This is a genomic window from Streptomyces sp. NPDC059201 (assembly GCF_042754585.1).
GTDB lineage: Bacteria > Actinomycetota > Actinomycetes > Streptomycetales > Streptomycetaceae > Streptomyces.
On the sequence record NZ_JBHZBB010000008.1, the window covers coordinates 102,921 to 127,059 of the forward strand.

Consider the following 24,139-nt stretch of genomic DNA (forward strand, 5'->3'; position numbering starts at 1 on the left):
GCCGGAAAAGCGGGGCCGGAAAAGCGGGAGGCCGCGTCGCCAGGGCCCGCCTATCGTGGGCCCATGGCGACGACGCCCCCACCACCGCCGCGCCCGCAGGGACGCGTCCGCGAGATCCACACCCTGGACGAGTTCGACGCGTCGCTCGCCCGGCCCGGCGGCCTCGCCGGGCACCGGGTCCAGTCCGTCGACCTCACCGACCGCACCTTCGCCCTGCTCACCGGCTCCACCGCCGGCACCGTCTTCCTCGGCTGCCCGATGGAGCCGGAGGCGGCGGCCAAGGTGCGGGCCGACGGCGCGCTGGTCTTCCCGCCCGTCCCCGACCTCCCCTTCGACCCGTACCGCAACGCCCTCTGCACCCCCGAAGAGCTGTACGAGGGCGTCACCGGGCCCGGCGGATACGAGGCGACCCCCGACGCCCGCTCCTACGCCTGGTTCGGCGCCACCCGCGTCGACGGCGACGTCTTCTCCTCCATGCTCCGCTCGATCCACGACGACGCCGTCGGCGACGCCCTCGACGAACACCTCGCCGGCCGGCGGGTCGTCGGCGTCATGGGCGGCCACGCGATGGCCCGCGGCACCGACGCCTACGCGGGCGCCGCCCGCCTGGGCCGCACCCTGGCCCGCGCCGGCTACACGGTCACCACCGGCGGCGGCCCGGGCGCCATGGAGGCGGCCAACCTGGGCGCCTACCTGGCCCCCTTCGACGACGCGGCCCTCCCGGAAGCCCTGGCCCTCCTGGCGAAGGCCCCCTCCTTCACCCCCTCGGTGACGGACTGGGCCCGCGCCGCCTTCGCCGTACGGGCGCTGCTACCGGGAGGCGGCGACTCGACCGGCATCCCCACCTGGTTCTACGGCCACGAACCCCCCAACGCCTTCGCCGGCCGCATCGCCAAGTACTTCGCCAACGCCCTCCGCGAAGACGGCCTCCTGGCCCGCTCCACCTCCGGCGTCGTCTTCCTCCCCGGCGCCGCCGGCACCGTCCAGGAGATCTTCGCCCACGCCACCCCGAACTACTACGGCACCCTGGCCACCCCCATGGTCCTGGTGGACCGCGCCCACTGGACCACCCACCTCCCCGCCTGGCCCCTCCTGCGATCCCTCGCCGAGGACCGCCCCATGGCCACCCGCACCACCCTCGTCGACACCATCGACGAAGCCCCGGCAGCCCTCGAACGCCTGGGTGCCCCTTAGCGGTACGCCCCCGCTACGACCCGCTCCGACCCTCCCCGTCCAGCACCACCACGTCCTCCGGGCGGAACGTCACCGCCACCTCAGCGCCCTCCTCCGGGACCTCCCGCAGCGGGAGCTCCGCCTCCAGCGGGGGGCCGGACGGGGGGCGGAGGAGGACCGAGACGTGGTGGCCCCGGAAGGTACGGGACTCCACCCGGCAGGGGAGGGCCTTGCCCGTGGCCGTGACCTGGACGCCTGCCGGGCGGACCAGGAGGGTGCGTTCTCCCTGGGGGGAGCCCTCCGGGACCGGGATACGGCCCCAGGGCGTCTCCGCCAGCGTCCCTGACACCGTGGCCGGGACGACGTTCTCGAAGCCGAGGAAGCGGGCCACGAACTCCGAGCCGGGGCGCTGCCACACCTCCACCGGGGTGCCCGAGCGCACGATGCGGCCGTCCCGCATGACCACCACCCGGTCCGCGAGGGCGAACGCCTCCCCCTGGTCGTGGGTGACCGCGAGGACCGTCGTGCCGAGCCGCCCGAACAACTGCCGCAGCTCCACCACCAGCCGCTCCCGCAGCCCCCGGTCCAGCTGCCCCAGCGGCTCGTCCAACATCAGCAGGCGGGGCCGGGGCGCCAGCGCCCGGGCCAGCGCCACCCGCTGCTGCTCACCGCCGGACAGCACGGCGACCGGCCGCCGGCCCGCGCCCGGCAGCCCGACCAGGTCGAGCAGCTCCTCGACCCGCGCCACCCGCTCGTCCTTCGGCATACCGTGCATCCGCGGCCCGAAGGCCACGTTCCCGGCGACGTCCTTCTGCGGGAAGAGCTGGTGGTCCTGGAACATCAGGCCCACCCCGCGCCGGTGCACCGGCACCCCCGCCTGGTCGGCGCCGGCCAGCAGCACCCGGCCCTCGTCCAGCGCCTGGAGCCCGGCGACCGCCCGCAGCAGCGTCGACTTCCCGGACCCGCTCGGCCCCAGCACGCACACGATCTCGTGCTCGGCCACCTCCAGGTCCACCGCGTCCAGGACCGCCCGAGCTCCGAACCGTACCGTCGCTCCCTCAAGGGTCAGCATCAGAACTCCCCGGTGGTCCGGTCGGTGCGCAGCCGTTCAAGCAGCAGCAGGGACACCGCGCACACCACCATCAGAATCGTCGACAGGGCCATCGCCTGCCCGTAGTTGAGCTCGCCCGGCCGGCCGAGCAGCCGCGCCACCGCGACCGGCAGCGTCGGATTGTCGGGCCGCGCGATGAACACCGTCGCGCCGAACTCGCCGAGCGACACCGCGAAGGCGAACCCGGCGGCGATCAGCAGCGCCCGCCGCACCAGCGGCAGGTCCACCTCACGCCACGCCCGCCACGGCGACGCCCCGAGCACCGCCGCCGCCTCCCGCAGCCGCTCGTCCACCGCCCGCAGCACCGGCAGCATCGTCCGTACCACGAAGGGCACACCGACCAACGCCTGCGCGAGCGGTACGAGGATCCAGCTGGCCCGCAGATCGAACGGCGGCTCGTCCAGCGTGATCAGAAAACCAAAACCCACCGTCACCGCCGACACCCCGAGCGGCAGCATCAGCAGCGCGTCGAACCCCCGCACGAGCCGCCCCGCCCGCCGCGTCAGCGCCGCCGCCGCCAGCCCGCCGACCACCACCGCGATCGCCGTCGCCGCCACCGCGTACCGCAGCGAGTTCCCCACCGCCTCCAGCGGCGGCACCAGGAACGTCCCCGCCTCGTCCAGCGACCCCAGCGCCCGGTAGTAGCGCAGCCCGTACCCCTCCGGCGTCGCGAAGGAACGCTCCGCCAGCACCCCGAGCGGCAGCAGGATCAGCACCGCCACCGACACCAGCACCCCGGCGAGCAGCGCCCACTGCCCGAAGCCGCGCGGCCGCCGCGCGGTCAGCTCCGGCGCCACCAGCCGCAGCGCCGTCTCCCGCCGCCGCACCGTCCGCGCGTGCACGGCGAGGATCGCCCCCACCGCCACGAACTGCACCAGCGTCAGCACCGCCGCCGTCCGCAGATCGAGCAGCCGCGCCGTCTGCCGGTAGATCTCCGCCTCCAGCGTCGTGTACGCGTCCCCGCCGAGGATCTGCACGACACCGAAGGACGTGAAGGTGAAGAGGAAGACCATCAGCGCCGCCGCCGACACCGCCGGCACCAGCGCGGGCAGCGTCACCGTCCGCCACGCCCGCCACCGCGACGCGCCCAGCACCCGCGCCGCCTCCTCCTGCCGCGGATCGAGCTGCGCCCACAGCCCGCCGACCGTCCGGACGACGACCGCGTAGTTGAAGAAGACGTGCGCGAGGAGGATCGCCCACACCGTCGTGTCGAGCCGCAGCCCCCACAGCGCGTCGGTGAACCCGCCCCGCCCCACCAGCGCCAGGAACGCCGTCCCCACCAGCACCGTCGGCAGCACGAACGGCACGGTCACGACCGCCCGCAGCACCCCCTTCCCGGGGAACGCGAAGCGGGCGAAGACATACGCCCCCGGCAGCGCCACCAGCAGCGTCAGCCCCGTGGAGGCGGCCGCCTGCCACACGGTGAAGCCGAGCACGTCGAGGATGTCGGACCGGCCCAGCGTCGCCCCGATCACGCCCAGGTCCCAGGCGCCGGCGGGCCGCAGCCCGCGCTCGACGATCGACACGACGGGCCAGGCGAAGAACACCGCGAAGAACGCGACGGGCAGGGCCATCAGCCCCAGCCGCGCCGCGCTCCCCCGGCGGTCACGCCTCACTTGAGGAGCGACGACCACTGCTGGATCCACGCCTCACGCTTCTCGGCGATCTTCTCCGGAGCCATCGTCTCCGGCTGCTCCACGACCACACCGTGCTGGGTGAACAGCTCCGGCAGGGTCGCGTCCTTCGCCACCGGGTTGACGAACATCTGGAGCGGCATATCGTCCTGGAACTTCTTCGAGATCAGGAAGTCGATCAGCGCCTTGCCGCCCTCGGGGTTCTTCGCCCCGTTCAGCAGCCCCGCGAACTCGATCTGCCGGAAGCAGGTGCCGGCGGACACCCCGGTGGGCGCCTCCTTCGGCTGCGGCTCCGCGTACAGCACCTCGACCGGCGGGCTGGAGGCGTAGGAGACGACCAGCGGGCGGTCGCCCTTGGCCTCCTTGCCGCCGGCCGAGCCGGAGAACTCCTGGTTGTAGGCGAGCTCCCAGCTGTCGACGGTCTTCACGCCGTTCGCCTTCAGCTTCTTCCAGTAGTCCTGCCAGCCGTCGTCGCCGTACTTCGCGACCGTGCCGAGCAGGAAACCGAGGCCCGGGGAGGACCGCTCGGGGTTCTCCACCACCAGCATGTCCTTGTACTGCGGCTTCGCCAGGTCGTCGAAGGTCTGCGGCGGCGCCAGCTTCCTGTCCGCGAAGAACTTCTTGTCGTAGTTGACGCAGATGTCACCGGTGTCGACCGGCGTCACCCGCTTGTCGAGCTTGAAGGTGTCCGGGATCCGGTCCAGGCCCTTCGCCTCGTACGGCACGAAGATGCCGTTCTCCACGGCGCGGGAGAGCAGCGTGTTGTCGACGCCGAAGAAGACGTCGCCCTGCGGGGAGCCCTTGGTCAGGATCTCCTTGTTGACGGCCTCGCCCGCGTCACCGGCCTTCAGCACCTTCACGGTGAAACCGGTCTGCTTCGTGAACTCCGCCAGCACCTCCTTGGAGGCGTTGAACGAGTCGTGGCTCACGAGGGTCACGGTCTTCGGCACCGGCGCACCGGACTTCCCCGCGGCGTCGCGGACGTCCTCGGTGGAGCAGGCGGCGAGGCTCGTGATGCCGAGCGCCGCGGCCAGCGCGACGGCGGCGGCCTTCTTGGTGTTCATGTGTTGTCCTCCTGGGTGGGACCAGGAAGAGACGCGGCCCCGCCCGCGACCGGAGACCGGACGCGGGCAGGGCGCAACAGCTCGAGTTACGACCGAACTCCCTACCCAGAATGACCTGGGCGAGGTTCAGAGGGTCTGCGGTCTACGGTTACCGCACTCTCAGCGCTGTGGCGCTCCCCTGTCGGAATATGCAGGTGTGTTCGAGCTCAGGGTACAAGGTCAGCGCTCGGAGGCCGCGAGCTGTCCACAGGCACCGTCGATCTCCTGACCCCGGGTGTCACGGACGGTCACCGGCACACCGTGCCGGGCGATCGCGTCGACGAACGCCTTCTCGTCCTCCGGCCGGGACGCCGTCCACTTCGAGCCCGGCGTCGGGTTCAGCGGGATCAGGTTGACGTGCACCCGCTTGCCCTTGAGCAGCTTGCCGAGCAGGTCACCGCGCCACGCCTGGTCGTTGATGTCCCGGATGAGGGCGTACTCGATGGAGATCCGGCGCCCGGACTTCTCCGCGTACTCCCACGCCGCGTCCAGCACCTCCCGCACCTTCCAGCGCGTGTTCACCGGCACCAGCGTGTCCCGCAGCTCGTCGTCCGGCGCGTGCAGCGACACCGCGAGCCGGCACTTGAAGCCCTCGTCGGCGAAGCGCAGCATCGCCGGCACCAGACCCACCGTGGACACGGTGATCCCGCGCTGGGAGATGCCCAGACCGTCCGGCTCGGGGTCGGTCAGCCGCCGGATGGCGCCGACGACCCGCTTGTAGTTGGCGAGCGGCTCGCCCATCCCCATGAAGACGATGTTCGACAGCCGCGCCGGACCGCCCGGCACCTCGCCGTCGCGCAGCGCGCGCATGCCGTCGACGATCTGGTGCACGATCTCGGCGGTCGACAGGTTCCGGTCGAGACCGGCCTGCCCGGTCGCGCAGAACGGGCAGTTCATGCCGCAGCCGGCCTGCGAGGAGATGCACATCGTCACCCGGTCCGGGTAGCGCATGAGCACCGACTCGACGAGCGTGCCGTCGTGCAGCCGCCACAGCGTCTTACGGGTGGTGTCGTCGTCGCACGAGATGTGCCGCACCACCGACATCAGGTCGGGCAGCAGCTCCCCGGCCAGCTTCTCCCGCGAGGCGGCCGGGATGTCGGTCCACGCGGCGGGGTCGTGCGCGTACCGCGAGAAGTAGTGCGTCGACAGCTGCTTCGCGCGGAAGGGCTTCTCGCCGATCGCGGCGACGGCCTCCTTCCGCTCGGCGGGCGAGAGGTCGGCGAGGTGCCGCGGCGGCTTCTTGGCTCCGCGGGGGGCGACGAAAGTGAGTTCTCCGGGGGCCGGACGAGCCACGGCGGCGTCTCTCCTCAAACAGGCACGAGGTCGGACGTCCCGCGATGGCGGGGAGCACGGCACGGCGGTGCCGGGGCGACCTCACTGGACCGTCCCCGCGGCGGCGAGGACGACGAAAGGGCCCGGGACACACGCCCCGAGCCCTTCCAGAGTACCCGCTGTCCGTCAACCCGTTCCGACGACGATCCCCGGCGGGTGAACGCTCAGCCCGTGCCGACGAACAGCGCGAGCAGCAGCCACACCACCGGCGCCGTCGGCAGCAGCGAGTCCAGCCGGTCCATGATGCCGCCGTGGCCGGGGAGCAGCGTCCCCATGTCCTTGATGCCAAGGTCCCGCTTGATCATCGACTCGCCGAGGTCGCCGAGCGTCGCGCTCGCCGCCACCGCCAGGCCGAGGATCAGACCCTGCCACCAGGTGCCGTCGTCGATCAGGAACTGCATGCACAGCGCGCCGGCCGCCATCGCGAAGGCCACCGCGCCGAACAGTCCCTCGCGGGTCTTGCCGGGGCTGATCCGCGGCGCCAGCTTGTGCTTGCCGAACCGCCAGCCCACCGCGTACGCCCCGGTGTCGCTGACCACCGTGAGCAGCAGGAACGTGAGCACCCGCCACGGCCCGTCGTCCGCGGTCAGCAGCAGCGCCACGAAGGTCGCCAGGAACGGCACGTAGAACGCGGCGAAGACGCCCGCCGTGACGTCCTTCAGATACCCCTCGGGGGGTTCCGTCATCCGCCAGACGAGCACCGCGAGCGCCGTCAGGGCCATCGCGACCCAGGCGCCCTCGGGGCCCCGTACGTATCCGGCGACGACCATCGCCGCGCCGCCGACCGCGAGCGGCACCAGCGGCGCCTTGATGCCCTTGCGCTCCTGGAGCCGCGAGGTCAGCTCCCACAGACCGACGACCACGGCCACCGCTATGACGCCGACGAAGGCCGGCGGCCAGATGAACAGCGACACGATGATCACTGCCCCGAGACCGACTCCGACCCCTATCGCCGCGCCCAGGTCCCGGCCCGCGCTCTTCTTCTGCCGCGGCGCGGGGGCCGGGGCCGGCGGAGGAGGCGAGGCGGGGCTGGGCATGGGCTCCTGCGGGTGCTCGTGCGGCTGCTCGTCACGGAACAGGGGACCGCTCTGGTGAGCGGCCCCCCGTCCGTGTCCGTCCTGGAATCCGCCGGCGGGAACGTCGGGCACGATGGGCATGGGGCGAGTCTGCGCCGCCCGGTGCCGATCGTGGGCGGGACCCGCCGGGGCAGGCCCCTGGTCGGGTCCGCCGAGACCTGAACCGGCCGCCGGCGCCCCCCAGGATGAGTCGTTCATCAGACCTCGAGGAGCTCGGCTTCCTTGTGCTTCAGCAGCTCGTCCACCTGCGCGACGTACTTCGCGGTGGTGTCGTCGAGCTCCTTCTCCGCGCGCCGGCCCTCGTCCTCACCGACCTCGCCGTCCTTGACGAGCTTGTCGATGGTCTCCTTGGCCTTGCGGCGCACGGAGCGGATCGAGATCTTGGAGTCCTCGGCCTTGCCCTTGGCGACCTTGATGTACTCCTTGCGGCGCTCCTCGGTCAGCTCGGGGAACACCACCCGGATGATGTTGCCGTCGTTGCTCGGGTTGACGCCGAGGTCCGAGTCGCGGATGGCCTGCTCGATGTTGCGCAGCGCGCTCTTGTCGAACGGGGTCACCACGGCCATGCGCGGCTCCGGCACCGAGAACGAGGCCAGCTGGTTGATGGGCGTGATGGCGCCGTAGTAGTCGGCCACGATCTTGTTGAACATCGCCGGGTGCGCACGGCCGGTGCGGATCGCGGCGAAGTCCTCCTTGGCGACCACGACGGCCTTCTCCATCTTCTCCTCGGCCTCGAGGAGGGTCTCTTCGATCACCACATGCTCCTGCGTGTCGTCGCGTTGTGTCCTGCACGGTGTACGACCGGCAGGGCTGTCGTCCAGCCCCGTGCGGGGCGGTTCCCGGTTCGGGTGTGGCTCAGGCCCGGGTGCCCTGGTCGCTCACGAGCGTGCCGATCTTCTCACCCGTCACGGCGCGCGCGATATTGCCCTCGGCGAGCAGTTCGAAGACGAGGATCGGGAGCTTGTTGTCGCGGCACAGCGTGATGGCGGTGGCGTCGGCGACCTTGAGGTCGCGCGAGATGACCTCGCCGTACTCCAGCGCGTCGAACTTGACCGCGCCGGGGTTGGTCTTCGGGTCGGAGTCGTAGACGCCGTCCACGCCGTTCTTGCCCATGAGGAGGGCCTCGGCGTCGATCTCCAGCGCGCGCTGGGCGGCGGTGGTGTCCGTCGAGAAGTACGGCATGCCCATGCCGGCGCCGAAGATGACCACGCGGCCCTTCTCCAGGTGGCGCACGGCGCGCAGCGGGATGTACGGCTCGGCGACCTGGCCCATGGTGATGGCGGTCTGGACGCGCGAGTCGATGCCCTCCTTCTCCAGGAAGTCCTGGAGGGCGAGGCAGTTCATCACGGTGCCGAGCATGCCCATGTAGTCGGACCGGGCCCGGTCCATGCCGCGCTGCTGGAGCTCGGCGCCACGGAAGAAGTTGCCGCCGCCGATCACGATCGCGATCTGAGCGCCGTCTCGGACGACGGCCGCGATCTCACGCGCGATGGCGTGCACGACGTCGGGGTCGACACCGAGACCGGTACCGCCGGAGAAGGCTTCCCCGGACAGCTTCAGCATGTAGCGGCCGAGCTTCTTGCCGCTGTTGTCGTCGTCGCCCTGTACGGCGCCCTGATTCATGGAGATCTCCTCGTGCACATACGAAGAAGGCCATTGCCCTGGGTCCTCGTGGGTTTCCCGTACGGCAATGGCCTCCTCGTCACATCTGCGGTCGTCCCGCGCGGGGCGGGACGACTGTCTCAGACCCTACCCGGGTCCGGTGTCCGTCGCGTGTGCGGACGGACTCAGATGCCGACCTTGATGCGGGTGAAGCGCTTCAGGGTGACACCGGCCTCGTTGAGGACCTGCTGGACCGACTTCTTGTTGTCCAGGGCGTACGGCTGACCGAGCAGCGTGGCGTCCTTGAAGAAGCCGTTGACGCGACCCTCGACGATCTTGGCGATCGCGGCCTCGGGCTTGCCCTCGGCGCGGGTGGTCTCCTCGGCGATGCGACGCTCGGACTCGACGACCTCGGCCGGGACGTCCTCACGGGTGAGGTACTTCGGCGCGAAGGCGGCGATGTGCTGCGCGACACCCTTGGCGACCTCGGCGTTCTCCTTGTCGAGCTCGACGAGGACACCGATCTGCGGCGGGAGGTCCGGCATGGTGCGGTGCATGTACGCGGAGACGTAGCCGTCCGCGTAGGCCGCGAAGCGGTCCAGGACGATCTTCTCGCCGAGGTTGGCATTGGCCTCGTCCACGAACGCCTGCACGGTCTTGCCGGCCTCGATCTCGGAGGCGAGCAGCGCCGCGATGTCGGCCGGCTTGGTGGCGGCGACGTGTGCGGCGAGCGCGTTGGCGACGGCGAGGAACTTGTCACCCTTGGCGACGAAGTCCGTCTCGCACTTCAGCTCGACGAGGACGCCGGAGGTGTTGTCGCCGGCGATGAGGGAGACCACGGCGCCGTTCTCGGCGGAGCGGCCCTCGCGCTTGGCGACACCCTTCTGGCCCTTGATGCGCAGGGCCTCGACGGCCTTGTCGACGTCGCCGTCGGCCTCTTCGAGGGCCTTCTTGCAGTCCATCATGCCGGCGCCGGTGAGCTCACGGAGCTTCTTGACGTCAGCGGCGGTGTAGTTCGCCATGAGTCTGTTTCTCTCTCGAAGTCAGAAAGATCTACGAAGATCTACGGCGGGACGGCGGGGGCTTCATGGGCCCCCGCCGTCACCTCCGTGGTGTTCCGGAGTGCGGAAGGGTCAGGCCTGCTCGGCCGGAGCCTCGGCCTCGGCCTCGGCGACAGCCTCGGCAGCGGCCTCGGCCGGGGTCTCGACCTCGGCCTCGGCCTCGGCGGCCTTCTCGGTCTCGGCGGAGGACTGGACCTCGGCGGCCTCGTCCTTCTTCTCGCCCTCGAGCAGGTCGCGCTCCCACTCGGCGAGCGGCTCGCCGGCGGCCTTCTCGCCCGGCTTCGAGTCACCGGTCGCGGCACCGGAACGGGCGATGAGGCCCTCGGCGACGGCGTCGGCGATCACGCGGGTGAGCAGGGTGACGGAGCGGATCGCGTCGTCGTTGCCCGGGATCTTGTAGTCGACCTCGTCGGGGTCGCAGTTGGTGTCGAGGATCGCGACGACCGGGATGTTGAGCTTGCGAGCCTCGCCGACGGCGATGTGCTCCTTCTTGGTGTCGACGATCCAGACGGCGCTCGGCACCTTCTGCATCTCGCGGATACCACCGAGGGTCTTCTCCAGCTTGGCCTTCTCGCGCGAGAGGACCAGGAGCTCCTTCTTGGTGAGACCCGACGCCGCGACGTCCTCGAAGTCGATCTGCTCAAGCTCCTTGAGGCGCTGCAGACGCTTGTAGACGGTCGAGAAGTTGGTGAGCATGCCGCCCAGCCAGCGCTGGTTCACGTAGGGCATGCCGACACGCGTCGCCTGCTCGGCGATGGCCTCCTGGGCCTGCTTCTTCGTACCGACGAACATCACGGAGCCACCGTGCGCGACGGTCTCCTTGACGAACTCGAAGGCGCGGTCGATGTACGACAGCGACTGGAGCAGGTCGATGATGTAGATGCCGTTGCGCTCGGTGAAGATGAAGCGCTTCATCTTCGGGTTCCAGCGACGGGTCTGGTGACCGAAGTGGACGCCGCTCTCCAGCAGCTCCCGCATCGTGACGACGGCCATGGCCATCTCCTTGGGTTTCTCGGTTGTGTTCCTGACGCCCCGGCGCGCCGTGCCACGAAGGACCGAAAGGCGCTGCCACCGTGCTCCAGGAGCCGAGTGGCGGGGCGTGCGAAGTCGACCCGGTGACCCGGGTCGCCATAGGAAGTGTACGGGACCCCGGGAGCGCCGGGTGACGGCACTGTCCACAGCCCGCCCCTTATCCACAGAAACCCGCCACCCCCGTCACCGACGGTACCCACCGGGCACGCTCATCCCATGAACACGACGACACTCGTCCTCGCCCTCACCCTCTGGTGGCCCGTAGGACCACCCGCCCCCGACATCCTCCGCCCCTGGCACCCCCCGGCAGGCCCCTACGCCCCCGGCCACCGCGGCATCGACCTCGCCACCCCCGAAGGCACCACCGTCCACGCCCCCACCGCCGGCACCGTCACCTTCGCCGGCCAGGTAGCCGGCCGCGGCACCGTGACCCTCACCCTCCCGAACACCGGCACACCCCCACTCCGCACCACCTTCACCCCCGTCACCCCCCTCGCCCGCACAGGCGACCACATCCGCCCAGGAGACCCCCTAGCCCGCGTCACCCCCAACACCCACTGCCCCCGCACCTGCCTCCACTGGGGCCTCCTCCGAGGCGACCACTACCTCGACCCGCTGCTGCTGCTGAGGAGGGGACCGTCACGGCTGCTGCCGCTGGTGAGGTGAGCGGGAGGGGAGGGGGAAGGGGCTGGGCTGGGCTGGGGTGGGGCGAGGGGCGGGGAGGGAGGGGGTGGGGGCGGGGGGGGGAGGGGGCCCCTGGTTCAGGTGGTGGGGCCGGTGACGCCGTGGAGGGCCATCGTGACGGCGGCTTCGGCGATGCGGTCGGGGTGTTCGGCGGCGCCGAGTTCGATGCGGCGGACGGCGGCGTCGACGACGCCCTGGAGGAGCATGGCGCCGAGGCGGGGTTCGGGTACGCCGAGGGCGGCGAGGGCTTCGACGACCATGGCGACGAGGCCGCCGTGGGCGGCGCGGATCTTCTCGCGGGCGCCGTCGTCGAGCTCGCCTGCGGAGATGGCGACGACGGCGCGGTGGCGGCGGTCGCCGACGAGGTCGAGCTGCTTGCGGACGTAGGCGGCGACCTTGTCCTCGGGGGTGTCGGCGCCGGCCATGGCGGTCTCGACCTCGGCGGCCCAGACGGGGAAGTCGACCGCGCAGAGTTCCTCGACGACGGCGGCGCGGGAGCGGAAGTACTCGTAGACCGAGGAGCGGGCGAGGCCGGTGCGCTCGGCGAGTGCGGGGAAGGTCAGCGCCTCCGTCCCGCCCTCGGACAGCAGGGAACGCGCGGCGTCCAGCAGGGCGCCGCGCTGCATGGTCCGGTGCTCGGCCACGGAGGCCGCTCGAATCCTGGGCACGGCTCCACTGTACGACCGGTGGGGCGGGGTCAGCGCCCTACATCGGCGAGCTTGGCGCGGAGCTGAAGGACGGATTTGGTGTGGATCTGGCTGACGCGGCTCTCGGTGACCCCGAGGACGTTGCCGATCTCGGCGAGGGTGAGGCCCTCGTAGTAGTAGAGCGTGACGACGGTCTTCTCGCGCTCGGGGAGGGTGTTGATGGCGCGGGCGAGGAGTCGGCGGAGTTCGCGGTCCTCGGCGACCTCGACGGGGTTGTCGGCGGCCGTGTCCTCCAGGGTGTCCATGAGGGAGAGGCGGTCGCCGCCCTCTCCGCCGACGTGCAGCAGCTCTTCGAGGGCGACGACGTTGGCCAGGGACAACTGGCTGAAGACGGCGTGCAGTTCTACCAGCTGGATGCCGAGTTCGGCGGCGACCTCGCTCTCGCTGGGGGTGCGGCGGAGCTGGGCTTCGAGGGTGGCGTAGGCGCGCTCGACGTTGCGGGCCTTCTGGCGCACGGAGCGGGGGATCCAGTCGAGGGCGCGCAGTTCGTCGATCATCGCGCCGCGGATGCGGGTGATGGCGTAGGTCTCGAACTTGATGGCGCGCTCGACGTCGAACTTCTCGATGGCGTCGATGAGGCCGAAGACCCCGGAGGAGACGAAGTCCGCCTGTTCGACGTTGGACGGCAGGCCGACGCTGACGCGTCCGGCGACGTACTTGACGAGGGGCGAGTAGTGCAGGATCAGCTGCTCCCGCAGCCGCTCGTCGCCGGTGGACTTGTACGAGCGCCACAGCTCGTCGAGCGAGGTCGGCGCGGCCGGCCGCACGGTGCCCCGGGCTGCTGGGGGCACCGCAGCGCGGTCAGACCCGGAGGTGTGCTGGGGCATGCGTTGCCTTGAGCCGTTCTGCTGTCGGGTGTGTCGGTTCGGTCGTCCTGTGGGGAATCCTGGTGAGCGTAGCGTGAGTGCGGTGTCGCGGTGAGCGAACGGGGGCGGATGGCGCCGGTCCGGGTGTGCGTGGTCGGCCGGGTCTTCGAACGGGGGCGGTGTCGCGCGTCGGCCCCGCGGGTGCGGCCGAGAGAACTCGGTTGTTCATCGGCTTCACCTTTTCACCCGAATGCGCCAGGTCAAGGACCGCCTCGCCGCGCGTTCGATCCCGGCTTGCCGGTGTTCGTCAACCTCCATCCGTCGCCGTCCCGCTCGGCGTGACCGAGGGCGTGGAGTTCGTACAGCCGGGCGAGTGCGTCGTCGGGGGTGGTTCCGGCGCGGCGGGCGATCTCGGTGGTGGGGGCGGGTGGGTGGGCGGGGAGGGCTTCGAGGACCTGGGCGGTGGCGGAGGCGAGGAGGTCGCGGGGCAGGACGGGGCCGCGTCGGGCGGGGGCGAGGTCGCCGATGGCGCCGACGAGTTCGACGATCTCGTCGGCGTCGGTGACGAGGGTGGCGCCGCCGCGGAGGAGTTCGTGGACTCCGGCGGAGAGGGCGCTGGTGACGGGGCCGGGGACGCCCATGGTGTGGCGGCCGAGGCGGGTGGCGGCGCGGGCGGTGACGAGGGAGCCGCTGCGGTGCTGGGCTTCGACGACGACGGTGCCGCGGGTGAGGGCGGCGATGACGCGGTTGCGGAGGATGAAGCGGCTGGGGGTGGGGTGGCTGCCGGGTGGGAGTTCGCCGATGAGGAGGCCCTGGTGGGCGATGCGGTCGAGGAGTTCGGTGTGGCCGCGGGGGTAGGGGGTGTCGACGCCGCTGGCGAGGACGGCGGCGGTGGCTCCGCCGGCGGCGAGGGCGCCGCGGTGGGCGGCGCCGTCGATGCCGTAGGCGGCGCCGGAGACGACGATCCAGCCGTGGCGGCTGAGTCCGGTGGCGAGGTCGGCGGCGGTGTGGGCGCCGTACGGGGTGCAGGCGCGGGCGCCGACGAGGGCGACGGAGCGCAGGGCCCAGGTGCGGAGGGAGGCGGGGCCTCGGGTCCAGAGGCCGAGGGGGCGGGCGTCGCCGAGGTCGTCGAGTTGGGTGGGCCAGTCGGGGTCGCCGGGGATGAGGAAGCGGCCGCCGAGTCGGGTGATGTGGTCGAGGTCGGCTTCGGGGGTGGTGGTGCGGGCGCGGTGGCGCCAGCCGGCGAGGCGGCGGGCGCCGGTGCCGGGGAGTGGGGGGTGGCGGGGGTCGCGGAGGTGGGTGAGGAGTCCGGTGGCTCCGTGGGTGCGCAGGGCGTGGCCGGCTTGTTCGTCGCCGGGTTCGACGATGCGGGTGAGGGCGGCGCGGGCGAGTCGTTCGGCGTCGGGCGGGTGGGGGGTCATGGGCGGTCTCCGGTGGGGAGGGGGACACCTCGGGTGATGCCGGTGCGGAGTTCGAGGGCGTGGGCGATGTCGTCGTGGCCGGGGCGGTCGTGTCCGGCGAGGTCGGCGATGGTCCAGGCGACGCGGAGGACGCGGTCGAGGCCGCGGGCGGTGAGGAGTCCTCGTTCGATGTCGCGTTCGGCGTGGGCGAGGGCTCCGGGGGCGGCGAGGTAGCGGGTGCGGAGTTCGTGGCCCGGGATCTCGCTGTTGAGGGTCCAGGGGGTGCCGGTGAGGCGGGCGGTGGTGCGGGCGCGGGCTTCGCGGACGCGGTCGGCGACGGTGGTGGTGGGTTCGCCTCGGCCTCCGCCGCCGAGGAGGTCGGCGCGGGTGACGGGTTCGGCTTCGACGCGGAGGTCGACGCGGTCGAGGAGGGGGCCGGAGAGGCGGGCCTGGTAGCGGCGGACGGCGGAGGGCGGGCATTCGCAGCCGGCGCCGTGGAGGGTGTGGCGGCCACAGGGGCAGGGGTTGGCGGCGAGGGCGAGGAGGAAGCGGGCGGGGAGCCGGACGACGCCGGCGGTGCGGGCGATGACGACGTGCCCGGATTCGAGGGGCTGGCGGAGGGCGTCGAGGGATTTGGTGGAGAATTCGGGCGCTTCGTCCAGGAAAAGGACGCCTCGGTGGGCGAGGGAGACGGCGCCGGGTCGGGGGATGCCGTTTCCGCCGCCGACGAGGGACTGCATGGTGGCGGAGTGGTGGGGTGCGCAGTAGGGGGCGCGGCGGACGAGGGGTTCGCCGGGCGGGAGGATGCCGGCGACGGAGTGGACGGCGGTGACTTCGAGGGATTCCTGTCGGGTGAGGGGCGGGAGGATGCCGGGGAGTCGTTCGGCGAGCATGGTCTTGCCGGCGCCGGGTGGTCCGGTGAGGAGCAGGTGGTGGCCGCCGGCGGCGGCGACCTCGAGGGCGCGGCGGGCGGTGTGCTGGCCGGCGACGTCGGCGAGGTCGGGGCCTTCGCCGGGGTCGGGGGCGAGTCCGGTGCCGATGCCGGCGCCGGGGACGAGGAGTCCGGCGAGCATGGCGTCGGGTCGGCCGTGTTCGGTGGGGTCTTCGTCGGGGACGGGTTCGCCGGCGAGGACGGCGATGAGCTGGCGGAGGGTGCGGATGCCGAGGACGGAGACGCCGGGGACGAGGGATGCCTCGCCTGCGGTCTGTTCGGGGACGACGACCTGGTGGTAGCCGGCGTCGGCGGCGGCGAGGACGGCGGGGAGGATGCCGCGGACGGGTCGGACGCGTCCGTCGAGGCCGAGTTCGCCGATGAGGACGAGGTCGGCGATGGAGCGGGGGTCGATGCGTTCGGCCGCGCCGAGGACGGCGGCGGCTACGGCGAGGTCGAAGCCGCTGCCGCTCTTGGGGACGGACGCGGGGCTGAGTCCGACGGTGAGTTTCTTCTGGGGCCATTCGGCGCCGGAGTTGACGACGGAGGCGCGGACGCGGTCGCGGCTCTCGCTGAGGCTCTTGTCGGGGAGGCCGACAAGGGTGAAGGCGGCGACGCCGGGTTCGAGGTCGGCCTGGACTTCGACGACGACGCCTTCGACGCCGACGAGGGCGACGGAGCAGGTGCGGGCGAAGGCCATCTCAGGCCACCCCCTGGGCGTGGGTGACGACGGGGGCGCCGCGTCGGGGCAGGACGATGCCGATGAGGTCGATGCGGACGCCGCCGGCGGGTGGTGGGGTGCCGGTTCGGTCGAGCCAGCAGTGGGCGAGGTGTCGGAGCCGTGCGGCTTTGTCAGGTGTGACGGCGGCCATGGGGTGTTGGAAGCGGCCGATGCGTCGGGTCTTGACCTCGCAGATGACGAGGGTGTCGCCGTGCAGGGCGACGATGTCGATCTCTCCTTCGCGGCCGCAGCGCCAGTTGCGGGCGAGGATGTGCAGGCCGGTGAGGGTGAGCCGGCGGGCTGCCAGCTCTTCTCCGTACCGTCCGAGTGCTCGGGTCGCGTTCATGAGCACCACCTCCGTCACTGACTGTGACGGAGGTGGTGTCGGGCGTGTGCGGGGCTGTGGACGAGTGGGCGGTCGCGGGGATCCGCCTCACTCACACGGGTGAGAGGAGCGGGGTCAGCTGCCGGGCAGTTCGAGGTCGCTCTTGTTGAGCTCCTCGATGTTGACGTCCTTGAAGGTGAGGACGCGGACCTGCTTGACGAACCTGGCCGGCCGGTACATGTCCCAGACCCAGGCGTCGGCCATGCTGACCTCGAAGAAGACCTCGCCCTGGACCGAGTGCACCTGCATCTCGTAGTCGTTGGTGAGGTAGAAGCGCCGCTCGGTCTCGATCACGTATTTGAACAGCCCGACGACGTCGCGGTACTCCCGGTAGAGCTTCAGCTCCATCTCGGTCTCGTACTTCTCGAGGTCCTCGGCGCTCATGGCATGTTCCCCTTCAGCCGTGCGTCCCCCTATTGTGCGCCAGTCGCGGGTGCCCCCTGAACGATTTCGGGGGCGAGGACGACGGGCGTGCTCGGGGGTCCCTCGTCGAGCAGCGTGCGGAGCAGCTCGGCGAGCCTGATGGGGTACACGGTCTCATGGGCCGCCGACAGTTCGGCGGAGGTCCACCATCTCAGGCCGGAGAGGCTGCGGGTCTCCAGTTCGGTGAGGGCTTGGGGGCCGGGTACGGGGCCGGTGTGGCGGGTGCGGGCGAGGTAGTACCACTCGTCCTGGTGCCATTGGCGGCCGGCGAAGGGGAAGGAGCAGTGGCGCTGCCAGAGGACGGGGCCGAGTTCGACGTCGGTGAGGCCGGTCTCCTCGGCGAGTTCGCGGAGTGCGGCCTGGGCGCGGGTCTCGTCGCCCTCCAGTCCGCCGCCGGGGGTGAACCACCAGGTGTCGGTGGGGTCGTCGGGTTCGTGGCCGTGCATGAGGAGGAGGCGGTCGTCGGGGTCGAGCAGGATGACCCGGGCGACCTGCCGGACCTCGACGGCCGCCGCCGCCACGCCCGCGCCCGAAGCGGCCGAGCCCGCGCCCGCGCCCGCGCCCGCGCCCGAGCCCGCACCCGCGCCCCCGGAATCCGTGCCCGCGCCCCCAGTGGCCGAGCCCGTACCGCACCCCGCACCTGCGGGAACCGAGCCCGTATCGCTGTCCGCGCCGGCGGGAGCGGAGCTCGTACCGTCCGTCATGCCTTCACCTTCTCCCCCGCGGGCTTCTTCCGCCCTCCCAGGCGTTGGGCGAGCGGGCCGTAGGCGGCGCCGCCGAGGATGAGGACGGTGCCGGCGGCGATGGCGGTGAGGAGGAGGGTGACGGGGCCGGGGGTGGAGACGCCGCCGGGCAGGGCGGCGAAGGCGGCCGGTCGTTCCACGGTGCCGCCGGTGAGGGGCCAGATGACGGAGTCGACGCGGGCGACGACGGTGGAGCGGGGCACCGAGCCCTGGGCGGCGTCCTCCAGGTGGGTGCGGGAGTCGAGGGAGGCGCTGCGGTCGTCGCCGAGGAGGAAGAGGCTGTCCTCGGGGACGGTGGCGGTGAAGTCCTCGCCGGAGGCGCGGGTGGTGCCGCCCGGTCCGGGCCGCAGATACGGTTCCTCGACGGGGGTGCCGTTGACGGTGAGGCGGCCGTCGTCGCCGCAGCAGGCGACGGTGTCGCCGCCGACGGCGACGACCCGCTTGACCATGGGCGAGTTGCCCCACAGCGGGTCCTTGAAGACGACGACGTCGCCGCGCCGCACCTCGTCGCCGTCGACGCGCTCGGCAAGGACCTTGGAGCCGATGTCGAGGGTGGGGGCCATGGAGCCGGTGGGCACGGTGTACGGCTGGTAGAGCAGGGCTCCCCCGGCGAAGCCGCCGAGGAAGAGCAGACAGCCGACGGCCACGGCCAGCCCCGACAGCGTGCTGCCGAGCCGGCCGCGGCCGTCACGGTTCTTGGTCGTTCCGCTCATGCGTACCCCAGAGGTCTGTCGACGATCTGGGACGGCACCCTACCCGCGGGAAGCTACTCGGCGGTATGCCGTGCGGCCCGCTTCTTGCGGCGCCAGAGCACCAGCGGGAGCGCTCCGGCGAAGCCTGCGGCCGCGGGCAGGGCCGCGGCGGGGGCGGCCGCCGCTGCCGCCGCTGCCGGGTTCAGGCCGGGCTGGTCGAAGACGTCCGGGACCGGCAGGGTGGCCCAGCGGGTGACGGGCCAGGCGACGACGACGGCGCGGCCGACGACCTGGTCGTTGGCGATCGTGCCGCCGCCGGGGAGCTCCTGGTGGAAGCGGGAGTCGAGCGAGTTCTGCCGGTTGTCGCCCATGACCCAGATGCGGTCCTGGGGGACCTTGATCGGGCCGAAGGAGTCCTGGCAGGGGACGGAGCCGGGGTAGAGGTAGGCGGTCTCGTCGAGCTCCTTGCCGTTGAGGACGACCTTGCCGCCCTCCTTGCAGGAGATGGTGTCGCCGCCGACGGCGATGACCCGCTTGATGAGGTCCTTCTCCTCGGCGGACGGCATGAGGCCGATGAAGCTGAGGAACTTCTGGACCGCGTTGGGCTTGGGGGTCTCCGCGGTCTCCAGCCAGCCGCCCGGGTCGTGGAAGACGACGACCTCGCCGCGCTCGGGCTCGGAGCCGAACCAGGGGGTCAGCTTGTCGACGAGGACGCGGTCGCCCTTCTTGAGGGTGTTCATCATCGATTCCGAAGGAATCGAGAACGCCTGCACCAGGAAGGTCTTGATGAGCAGGGCGAGGATCAGCGCGATGCCGATGAGGAGGGGCAGTTCCTTCCAGAAGGACCGCTGCTTGCTCGGGCGCGCGCCGGAGTCGCCGGCCTCACCCGCCTCGCCCGTCCCGCCGGCGTCACCCGTCCCGCCGGTCCCACCGGTCCCGTCGGTCCGTCCCGGCTCGTCGCCGGACGATGCCGTCCCGTCGCCGCTGGTGTTGTCTTCCGTCACGTTCTCACCTCTGGCCCCGTCGGCCCTGTCCTCGGGCCCGTCGTGTCCGGAACGTGCGCCGACGGCCACTTCCCCCACATCCACTCCTCACTCCGTGCAACTGCCCGCCCCGGAACAGGGACAGGCCCGCCACTCCCATAACGAGCAGGAGTTCCGCAGGGGTCGGCGGCCAGGGCATTCCGTTCACGTTCCGCGAGGACACACTATGCGACATACCGAGCGCGGTCTCGGAGGTCGTACGCCCGTCCGGTACGGCGGCGAAGGTCTCCCGCTCCTCCAGACCGCGCCAGTGGCCGAGCGGCCAGGCGATGGCCACCGCGCGGCCCACGACCTGCTCCTCGGCGACGGTGCCCCGGCCGGGCTCGTCCAGGTGGTAGCGGGAGTCGGCGGAGTCGGAGCGGTGGTCGCCGAGGACGAAGATCCGGCCCTCGGGGACCTTCACGTCGAAGGGGATCGTGGAGGGCTTGTCGCCGGGGTTGAGGTACGGCTCGTCCAGCGGCACGCCGTTGACGGTGATCCGCCCGTCCTCGCCGCAGCAGCGGACGGTGTCGCCGCCGACCGCGATCACTCGCTTGATGAGGTCCCGCTCGTCGGCGGAGGGCATCAGGCCGATGAAGGTCAGCGCCTGCTTGATCTGCTTGATGCCGATGGGGTCCTCGGCTGCGGGGGCGGGCTGCTGGTGGAGCCAGTTGCCGGGGTCCTTGAAGACCACGACGTCCCCGCGCTGGGGCTTGGAGCCGAACCACGGGGTGAGCTTGTCGACGACCACCCGGTCGTGGATCTTGATCGTCTGCTCCATCGAACCGGAGGGGATGACGAACGCCTGGACCAGGAAGGTCTTGAGGACGAGGGCGATCAGGACGGCGACGCCGACGAGGATGGGGATCTCGCGGATCGCCGAGCGCTGCCGGCGCCGCTTGACCTTCCGGGCCAGCCTGCGGCGTTCGGCCCTGCCGGGCGGTGCCTGCGTCCCGCCCCCCGGCTCAGCGCCCGCCCGGCGGCCGCGGCTACCCATGTCCGCTCCCCCGCGGCCCGACCTGGTGTCCGGAGGCGGGCGGCGCCGGTACGGAGTCGTACGCGTCGGTCTCGGTCACGGTGGTCCAGCGGGCGAAGGGCCAGACGATCCAGTCGGCGCGGCCGACGACCTTGTCGACGGGGACCATGCCGCCGCCGGGGCTGCCGAGGTGGTCGCGGGAGTCGCTGGACTGGCTGCGATGGTCGCCCATGACCCAGAGGGTGCCGGGGGGTACGACGATGTCGAAGGGCACGTCGGAGGGCTTGTCGCCGAGGGTGAGGTACGGCTCCTCGACGCGGGTTCCGTTGACGGTGATCCGGCCCTTGGCGTCGCAGCAGACGACCCGGTCGCCGCCGACGCCGACGACCCGCTTCACGAAGTCGGTCTCGTCGGGGGCCGCGAGCCCGAGGGCGGCGGCCGCGTCGTGCAGCAGGCCGGTGACGGGATTGCCCGCCGGCTCCTCCTGGACGAACGATCCGGTGCCGTCGAAGACGACGACGTCACCGCGGCGCGGCTCGTTGCTGAAACGGTACGCCAGTTTGTTGACGAGGATCCGGTCCCCGACCTGGAGGGTGGGCTCCATGGAACGGCTGGGGATCAGGAACGGCTGCGCGACGAAGTGGCTGACGAGCAGCAGGAAGACCACGCTGGCCCCGCCGATGAGGCCCGTCCTGCGCCAGGAGGGGCCGGAAACGCGCACGGAGCGCGACCCGTCGTCCGTGGCGGGATCCGGTTGGGGATCCGCCGGGGAGGAGGGGTCGCGCTCCGTGTGCTGTGCTTCGGTGTCCATCGGGGGGTGAGCCTATCCGGCCCGCCTGTACGTGGAGCGTGAAGCTTCGCGCGAGCGGTGAGCCGGAGCTCAGTTGTCGCGCTTCTCCTTGATCTTCGCGGCCTTGCCGCGCAGCTCACGGAGGTAGTAGAGCTTCGCGCGACGGACGTCACCGCGGGTGACGAGCTCGATCTTCTCGAAGATCGGGCTGTTCACCGGGAAGGTGCGCTCGACGCCGACGGAGAACGAGACCTTGCGGACGGTGAAGGTCTCGGAGACGCCGGAGCCCTGGCGGCGGATGACGACGCCCTTGAACTGCTGGATACGGGAGCGGTTGCCCTCGATGACGCGCACGTGGACGTTCACGGTGTCGCCGGGACGGAAGGCGGGCAGGTCGGAGCGGAGGGAAGCCGCGTTCACCTGGTCGAGCAGGGAGGCCATGGAGGTCTCTTTCCTCGCTGATGCCACAGGTCATCAACGGTGAGGTACGAACGATGAGAGCGCCGTGCGGTCGATGGCGGGCGGCTCCCCCTGTGGCAGGGGCGCGCGCCGGACGTACGGCAGTCGCCTATTCTTCCACGCCCTCGACCCTGCGCCAAAATCGGCCGCCGGGCTCGGGGGCCCAGCCCAGGATCGAGAGGGTCTCGCGGTCCTTCTTGTCGAAGGCGGCGGGGTCGCAGCGCTCGATGAGGTCGGGCCGGTTGGCGGCGGTGCGGCGGAACGCCTCGTCGCGGCGCCAGCGGGCGATCTTGCCGTGGTGGCCGCTGACCAGCACGTCGGGGATCGCGTGGCCGCGCCACTCGGGGGGCTTGGTGTAGACGGGGCCTTCGAGGAGGTTGGCCATGGCGCCGGGGGCGAAGGAGTCGTCGCGGTGGGACTCGGCGTTGCCGAGGACGCCGGGGAGGAGGCGGGCGACGGCCTCGGTGATCACCAGGACGGCGGCTTCGCCGCCGGCGAGCACGTAGTCGCCGATGGAGACCTCGATGACCGGCATGCGGGTCGCGTACTCGTCCATGACGCGCCGGTCGATGCCCTCGTAGCGGGCGGGGGTGAAGATCAGCCAGGGCCGCTCGGAGAGCTCGACGGCGAGTTCCTGGGTGAAGGGGCGGCCGCTGGGGGTGGGGACGACGATGACGGGGCTGTGGGCGCCCGCCTCGTAGCCGTCGGCGAGGGTCTGGTCGAGGGCCTCGCCCCAGGGCTCGGTCTTCATGACCATGCCGGGGCCGCCGCCGTAGGGGGTGTCGTCGACGGTGTTGTGCCGGTCGTACGTCCACTGCCGCAGGTCGTGGACGTGGACGTCGAGCCGGCCACGCGCGCGTGCCTTGCCGACGAGGGAGACGTTCAGCGGTTCGAGGTACTCGGGGAAGATCGTGACGACGTCGAGCCTCATGCCTGGTCGTCCTCTTCGGTGTCGCGCTTCGCGTCCGTCTCCTCGGCCTCTTCGGCGTCGCGGGCGGAGGCGATCTCGGCGCGGTCGTCGATGAGGCCGGGCGGCGGGTCGATGACGGCCCGCTGGTTCTCCAGGTCGATCTCGGTGACGATCTGCTCCACGAACGGGATCATCAGCTCGGTGCCGTCGGGGCGCTCCACGATGAAGAGGTCCTGCGAGGGCAGGTGGGAGATCTCGGTGATCACGCCGATCTCGGTGCCGTCGGCGAGGACCACGTCGAGGTCGACGAGCTGGTGGTCGTAGTACTCGTCCTCCTCCTCGGGGAGTTCCTCGGGGTCGATCTCGGCGATGAGGAGGGTGTTGCGGAGGGCTTCGGCGGCGTTGCGGTCGCGGACGCCCTCGAAGCGCAGCAGCAGCCGGCCGCTGTGCACCTTGCCGGACTCGATGGTCAGCGGACCGGCGGAGGCCGGGTCGGTGAGCAGGACGGCGCCGGGGCCGAGCCGCAGTTCGGGCTCGTCGGTGCGCACCTCCACGGTGACGTCGCCCTTGATCCCGTGGGCGCGGCCGATCCGCGCGACTACCAACTGCACTGGTGAACTCTTCCTGTCGTACGGCAACGGGCCGGGGTGGGCGGTCTGCCCTCCCCGGCCCGTGCCGGTGTCAAACTTTCAGCGGACCTGGTCCACGTCGACGAGGTCGACGCGGATGCCACGGCCGCCGATGGCGCCCACGACGGTACGCAGCGCGCGCGCGGTGCGGCCGTTGCGGCCGATCACCTTGCCGAGGTCGTCGGGGTGGACCCGGACCTCGAGTACGCGGCCGCGGCGCAGGTTGCGCGAGGCGACCTGCACGTCGTCGGGGTTGTCGACGATGCCCTTCACGAGGTGCTCGAGAGCCTCCTCGAGCATGATCAGGCCTCGGTGGTGGACTCGGCCTCGGCCTCGTCCGCCTTCGCCTTCTTGGCCTTCGGGGTGATGGCCTCGCCCTTGTCCTCAGAGCCCTCGAGGGCCTTGGCGAACTCGTCGAAGGAAGCGCGCTTCTCTTCCTTCGTCACCGGGGAGAGCAGGGCCTTCTCCGGGGCGGGGAGGCCCTTGTGCTTCTGCCAGTCGCCGGTGAGCTTGAGGATGGCGAGGACGGGCTCGGTCGGCTGGGCGCCGACGGAGAGCCAGTACTGCGCGCGCTCGGAGTCGACCTCGATACGCGACGGGTTGTACGTCGGGTGGTAGAGGCCGATCTCCTCGATCGCGCGGCCGTCACGGCGGGTGCGCGAGTCGGCGACGACGATGCGGTAGTGCGGCTGGCGAATCTTGCCGAGGCGCTTGAGCTTGATCTTGACTGCCACTGG

General features: G+C 71.6%; 27 protein-coding genes and 1 riboswitch. Of the genes, 2 read left to right on the forward strand and 25 right to left on the reverse strand.

Going from position 1 to position 24,139, the window contains the following annotated elements; translation table 11 throughout:
* Positions 1-63: 63 nt before the first annotated feature.
* Entirely contained in the window at positions 64-1,194 is a 1,131-nt protein-coding gene (locus tag ACFXMG_RS24890) for an LOG family protein (protein WP_383822925.1), read from the forward strand.
* A 13-nt stretch (positions 1,195-1,207) separates the two neighbouring features.
* Here the strand turns inward: ACFXMG_RS24890 and ACFXMG_RS24895 are convergent, their stop codons facing one another.
* The 9 genes from ACFXMG_RS24895 to rpsB all read right to left on the reverse strand — a co-directional run bounded on the left by ACFXMG_RS24895 (position 1,208) and on the right by rpsB (position 11,085).
* Positions 1,208-2,245: an ABC transporter ATP-binding protein gene (locus tag ACFXMG_RS24895; protein ID WP_383822922.1), complete on the reverse strand. Its 1,038-nt coding sequence runs from the start codon at positions 2,243-2,245 to the stop codon at positions 1,208-1,210.
* On the reverse strand, positions 2,245-3,858 hold the full coding sequence (locus ACFXMG_RS24900) for an ABC transporter permease (RefSeq protein WP_383822947.1): 1,614 nt from the start codon (positions 3,856-3,858) through the stop codon (positions 2,245-2,247). Before ACFXMG_RS24900 ends, ACFXMG_RS24895 begins: the two co-directional genes overlap by 1 nt.
* Before the next feature lie 38 nt (positions 3,859-3,896).
* Positions 3,897-4,982, reverse strand: coding sequence for a thiamine ABC transporter substrate binding subunit (locus ACFXMG_RS24905; protein WP_383822920.1), 1,086 nt, complete (start codon positions 4,980-4,982; stop codon positions 3,897-3,899).
* An 80-nt stretch (positions 4,983-5,062) separates the two neighbouring features.
* A riboswitch (TPP riboswitch) is annotated at positions 5,063-5,172 on the reverse strand.
* Between the two features lie 29 nt (positions 5,173-5,201).
* Complete coding sequence (gene rlmN / locus ACFXMG_RS24910) at positions 5,202-6,314, reverse strand: 23S rRNA (adenine(2503)-C(2))-methyltransferase RlmN (RefSeq protein ID WP_383822917.1); 1,113 nt, start codon at positions 6,312-6,314, stop codon at positions 5,202-5,204.
* Between the two features lie 203 nt (positions 6,315-6,517).
* On the reverse strand, positions 6,518-7,627 hold the full coding sequence (locus ACFXMG_RS24915; protein WP_383822915.1) for a phosphatidate cytidylyltransferase: 1,110 nt from the start codon (positions 7,625-7,627) through the stop codon (positions 6,518-6,520).
* Entirely contained in the window at positions 7,627-8,184 is a 558-nt protein-coding gene (gene frr / locus ACFXMG_RS24920; RefSeq protein ID WP_383822912.1) for a ribosome recycling factor, read from the reverse strand. Before frr ends, ACFXMG_RS24915 begins: the two co-directional genes overlap by 1 nt.
* A 100-nt stretch (positions 8,185-8,284) precedes the next feature.
* Positions 8,285-9,052 carry a UMP kinase gene (gene pyrH / locus ACFXMG_RS24925; protein ID WP_383822910.1) on the reverse strand — a complete coding sequence of 256 codons (768 nt, stop codon included), beginning with the start codon at positions 9,050-9,052 and terminating at the stop codon, positions 8,285-8,287.
* 164 nt (positions 9,053-9,216) lie between these two features.
* Positions 9,217-10,053, reverse strand: a complete 837-nt coding sequence (gene tsf / locus ACFXMG_RS24930; protein ID WP_383822908.1) for a translation elongation factor Ts — start codon at positions 10,051-10,053, stop codon at positions 9,217-9,219.
* Between the two features lie 111 nt (positions 10,054-10,164).
* Positions 10,165-11,085, reverse strand: a complete 921-nt coding sequence (gene rpsB / locus ACFXMG_RS24935; protein ID WP_383822905.1) for a 30S ribosomal protein S2 — start codon at positions 11,083-11,085, stop codon at positions 10,165-10,167.
* Positions 11,086-11,340: 255 nt separating this feature from the next.
* On the opposite strand from rpsB, the gene ACFXMG_RS24940 reads away from it, so the two are divergent.
* On the forward strand, positions 11,341-11,790 hold the full coding sequence (locus ACFXMG_RS24940) for a M23 family metallopeptidase (protein ID WP_383822901.1): 450 nt from the start codon (positions 11,341-11,343) through the stop codon (positions 11,788-11,790).
* Between the two features lie 95 nt (positions 11,791-11,885).
* On the opposite strand, the gene ACFXMG_RS24945 is transcribed toward ACFXMG_RS24940, so the two are convergent.
* From ACFXMG_RS24945 to rpsP, 16 genes are all read right to left on the reverse strand, one after another.
* A complete protein-coding gene (locus tag ACFXMG_RS24945) occupies positions 11,886-12,434 on the reverse strand; it encodes a TetR/AcrR family transcriptional regulator (RefSeq protein ID WP_383822944.1) in 549 nt (182 codons plus the stop codon).
* A 71-nt stretch (positions 12,435-12,505) separates the two neighbouring features.
* Positions 12,506-13,342: an RNA polymerase sigma factor WhiG gene (gene whiG, locus ACFXMG_RS24950; RefSeq protein ID WP_383822897.1), complete on the reverse strand. Its 837-nt coding sequence runs from the start codon at positions 13,340-13,342 to the stop codon at positions 12,506-12,508.
* A 239-nt stretch (positions 13,343-13,581) separates the two neighbouring features.
* Positions 13,582-14,742, reverse strand: a complete 1,161-nt coding sequence (gene dprA / locus ACFXMG_RS24955; RefSeq protein WP_383822894.1) for a DNA-processing protein DprA — start codon at positions 14,740-14,742, stop codon at positions 13,582-13,584.
* Positions 14,739-16,352, reverse strand: a complete 1,614-nt coding sequence (locus ACFXMG_RS24960; RefSeq protein ID WP_383822891.1) for a YifB family Mg chelatase-like AAA ATPase — start codon at positions 16,350-16,352, stop codon at positions 14,739-14,741. Before ACFXMG_RS24960 ends, dprA begins: the two co-directional genes overlap by 4 nt.
* 1 nt (position 16,353) lies before the next feature.
* Positions 16,354-16,719 carry a YraN family protein gene (locus tag ACFXMG_RS24965; RefSeq protein WP_383822889.1) on the reverse strand — a complete coding sequence of 122 codons (366 nt, stop codon included), beginning with the start codon at positions 16,717-16,719 and terminating at the stop codon, positions 16,354-16,356.
* 114 nt (positions 16,720-16,833) lie between these two features.
* A complete protein-coding gene (locus ACFXMG_RS24970; protein ID WP_005311352.1) occupies positions 16,834-17,142 on the reverse strand; it encodes a DUF2469 domain-containing protein in 309 nt (102 codons plus the stop codon).
* A 29-nt stretch (positions 17,143-17,171) separates the two neighbouring features.
* Entirely contained in the window at positions 17,172-17,702 is a 531-nt protein-coding gene (locus ACFXMG_RS24975) for an NUDIX hydrolase (RefSeq protein ID WP_383822941.1), read from the reverse strand.
* Positions 17,703-17,881: 179 nt separating this feature from the next.
* On the reverse strand, positions 17,882-18,637 hold the full coding sequence (lepB, locus tag ACFXMG_RS24980) for a signal peptidase I (protein ID WP_383822887.1): 756 nt from the start codon (positions 18,635-18,637) through the stop codon (positions 17,882-17,884).
* A 53-nt stretch (positions 18,638-18,690) separates the two neighbouring features.
* Positions 18,691-19,689 (reverse strand): signal peptidase I, encoded by a 999-nt coding sequence (gene lepB / locus ACFXMG_RS24985; protein WP_383822938.1) that lies wholly within the window; start codon positions 19,687-19,689, stop codon positions 18,691-18,693.
* Entirely contained in the window at positions 19,625-20,635 is a 1,011-nt protein-coding gene (gene lepB / locus ACFXMG_RS24990) for a signal peptidase I (RefSeq protein WP_383822884.1), read from the reverse strand. Before lepB (ACFXMG_RS24990) ends, lepB (ACFXMG_RS24985) begins: the two co-directional genes overlap by 65 nt.
* Positions 20,628-21,425: a signal peptidase I gene (lepB, locus tag ACFXMG_RS24995; protein ID WP_383822881.1), complete on the reverse strand. Its 798-nt coding sequence runs from the start codon at positions 21,423-21,425 to the stop codon at positions 20,628-20,630. Before lepB (ACFXMG_RS24995) ends, lepB (ACFXMG_RS24990) begins: the two co-directional genes overlap by 8 nt.
* Before the next feature lie 69 nt (positions 21,426-21,494).
* Positions 21,495-21,845: a 50S ribosomal protein L19 gene (rplS, locus tag ACFXMG_RS25000; protein WP_030496989.1), complete on the reverse strand. Its 351-nt coding sequence runs from the start codon at positions 21,843-21,845 to the stop codon at positions 21,495-21,497.
* Positions 21,846-21,972: 127 nt separating this feature from the next.
* Positions 21,973-22,794: a tRNA (guanosine(37)-N1)-methyltransferase TrmD gene (trmD, locus tag ACFXMG_RS25005; protein WP_383822878.1), complete on the reverse strand. Its 822-nt coding sequence runs from the start codon at positions 22,792-22,794 to the stop codon at positions 21,973-21,975.
* Positions 22,791-23,384 carry a ribosome maturation factor RimM gene (gene rimM, locus ACFXMG_RS25010; RefSeq protein ID WP_383822876.1) on the reverse strand — a complete coding sequence of 198 codons (594 nt, stop codon included), beginning with the start codon at positions 23,382-23,384 and terminating at the stop codon, positions 22,791-22,793. The genes trmD and rimM overlap by 4 nt, the downstream gene beginning before the upstream one ends.
* Positions 23,385-23,462: 78 nt before the next feature.
* Entirely contained in the window at positions 23,463-23,702 is a 240-nt protein-coding gene (locus ACFXMG_RS25015; RefSeq protein WP_005311361.1) for an RNA-binding protein, read from the reverse strand.
* Between the two features lie 2 nt (positions 23,703-23,704).
* Positions 23,705-24,136, reverse strand: coding sequence for a 30S ribosomal protein S16 (gene rpsP / locus ACFXMG_RS25020; RefSeq protein ID WP_383822874.1), 432 nt, complete (start codon positions 24,134-24,136; stop codon positions 23,705-23,707).
* Positions 24,137-24,139: the final 3 nt, after the last annotated feature.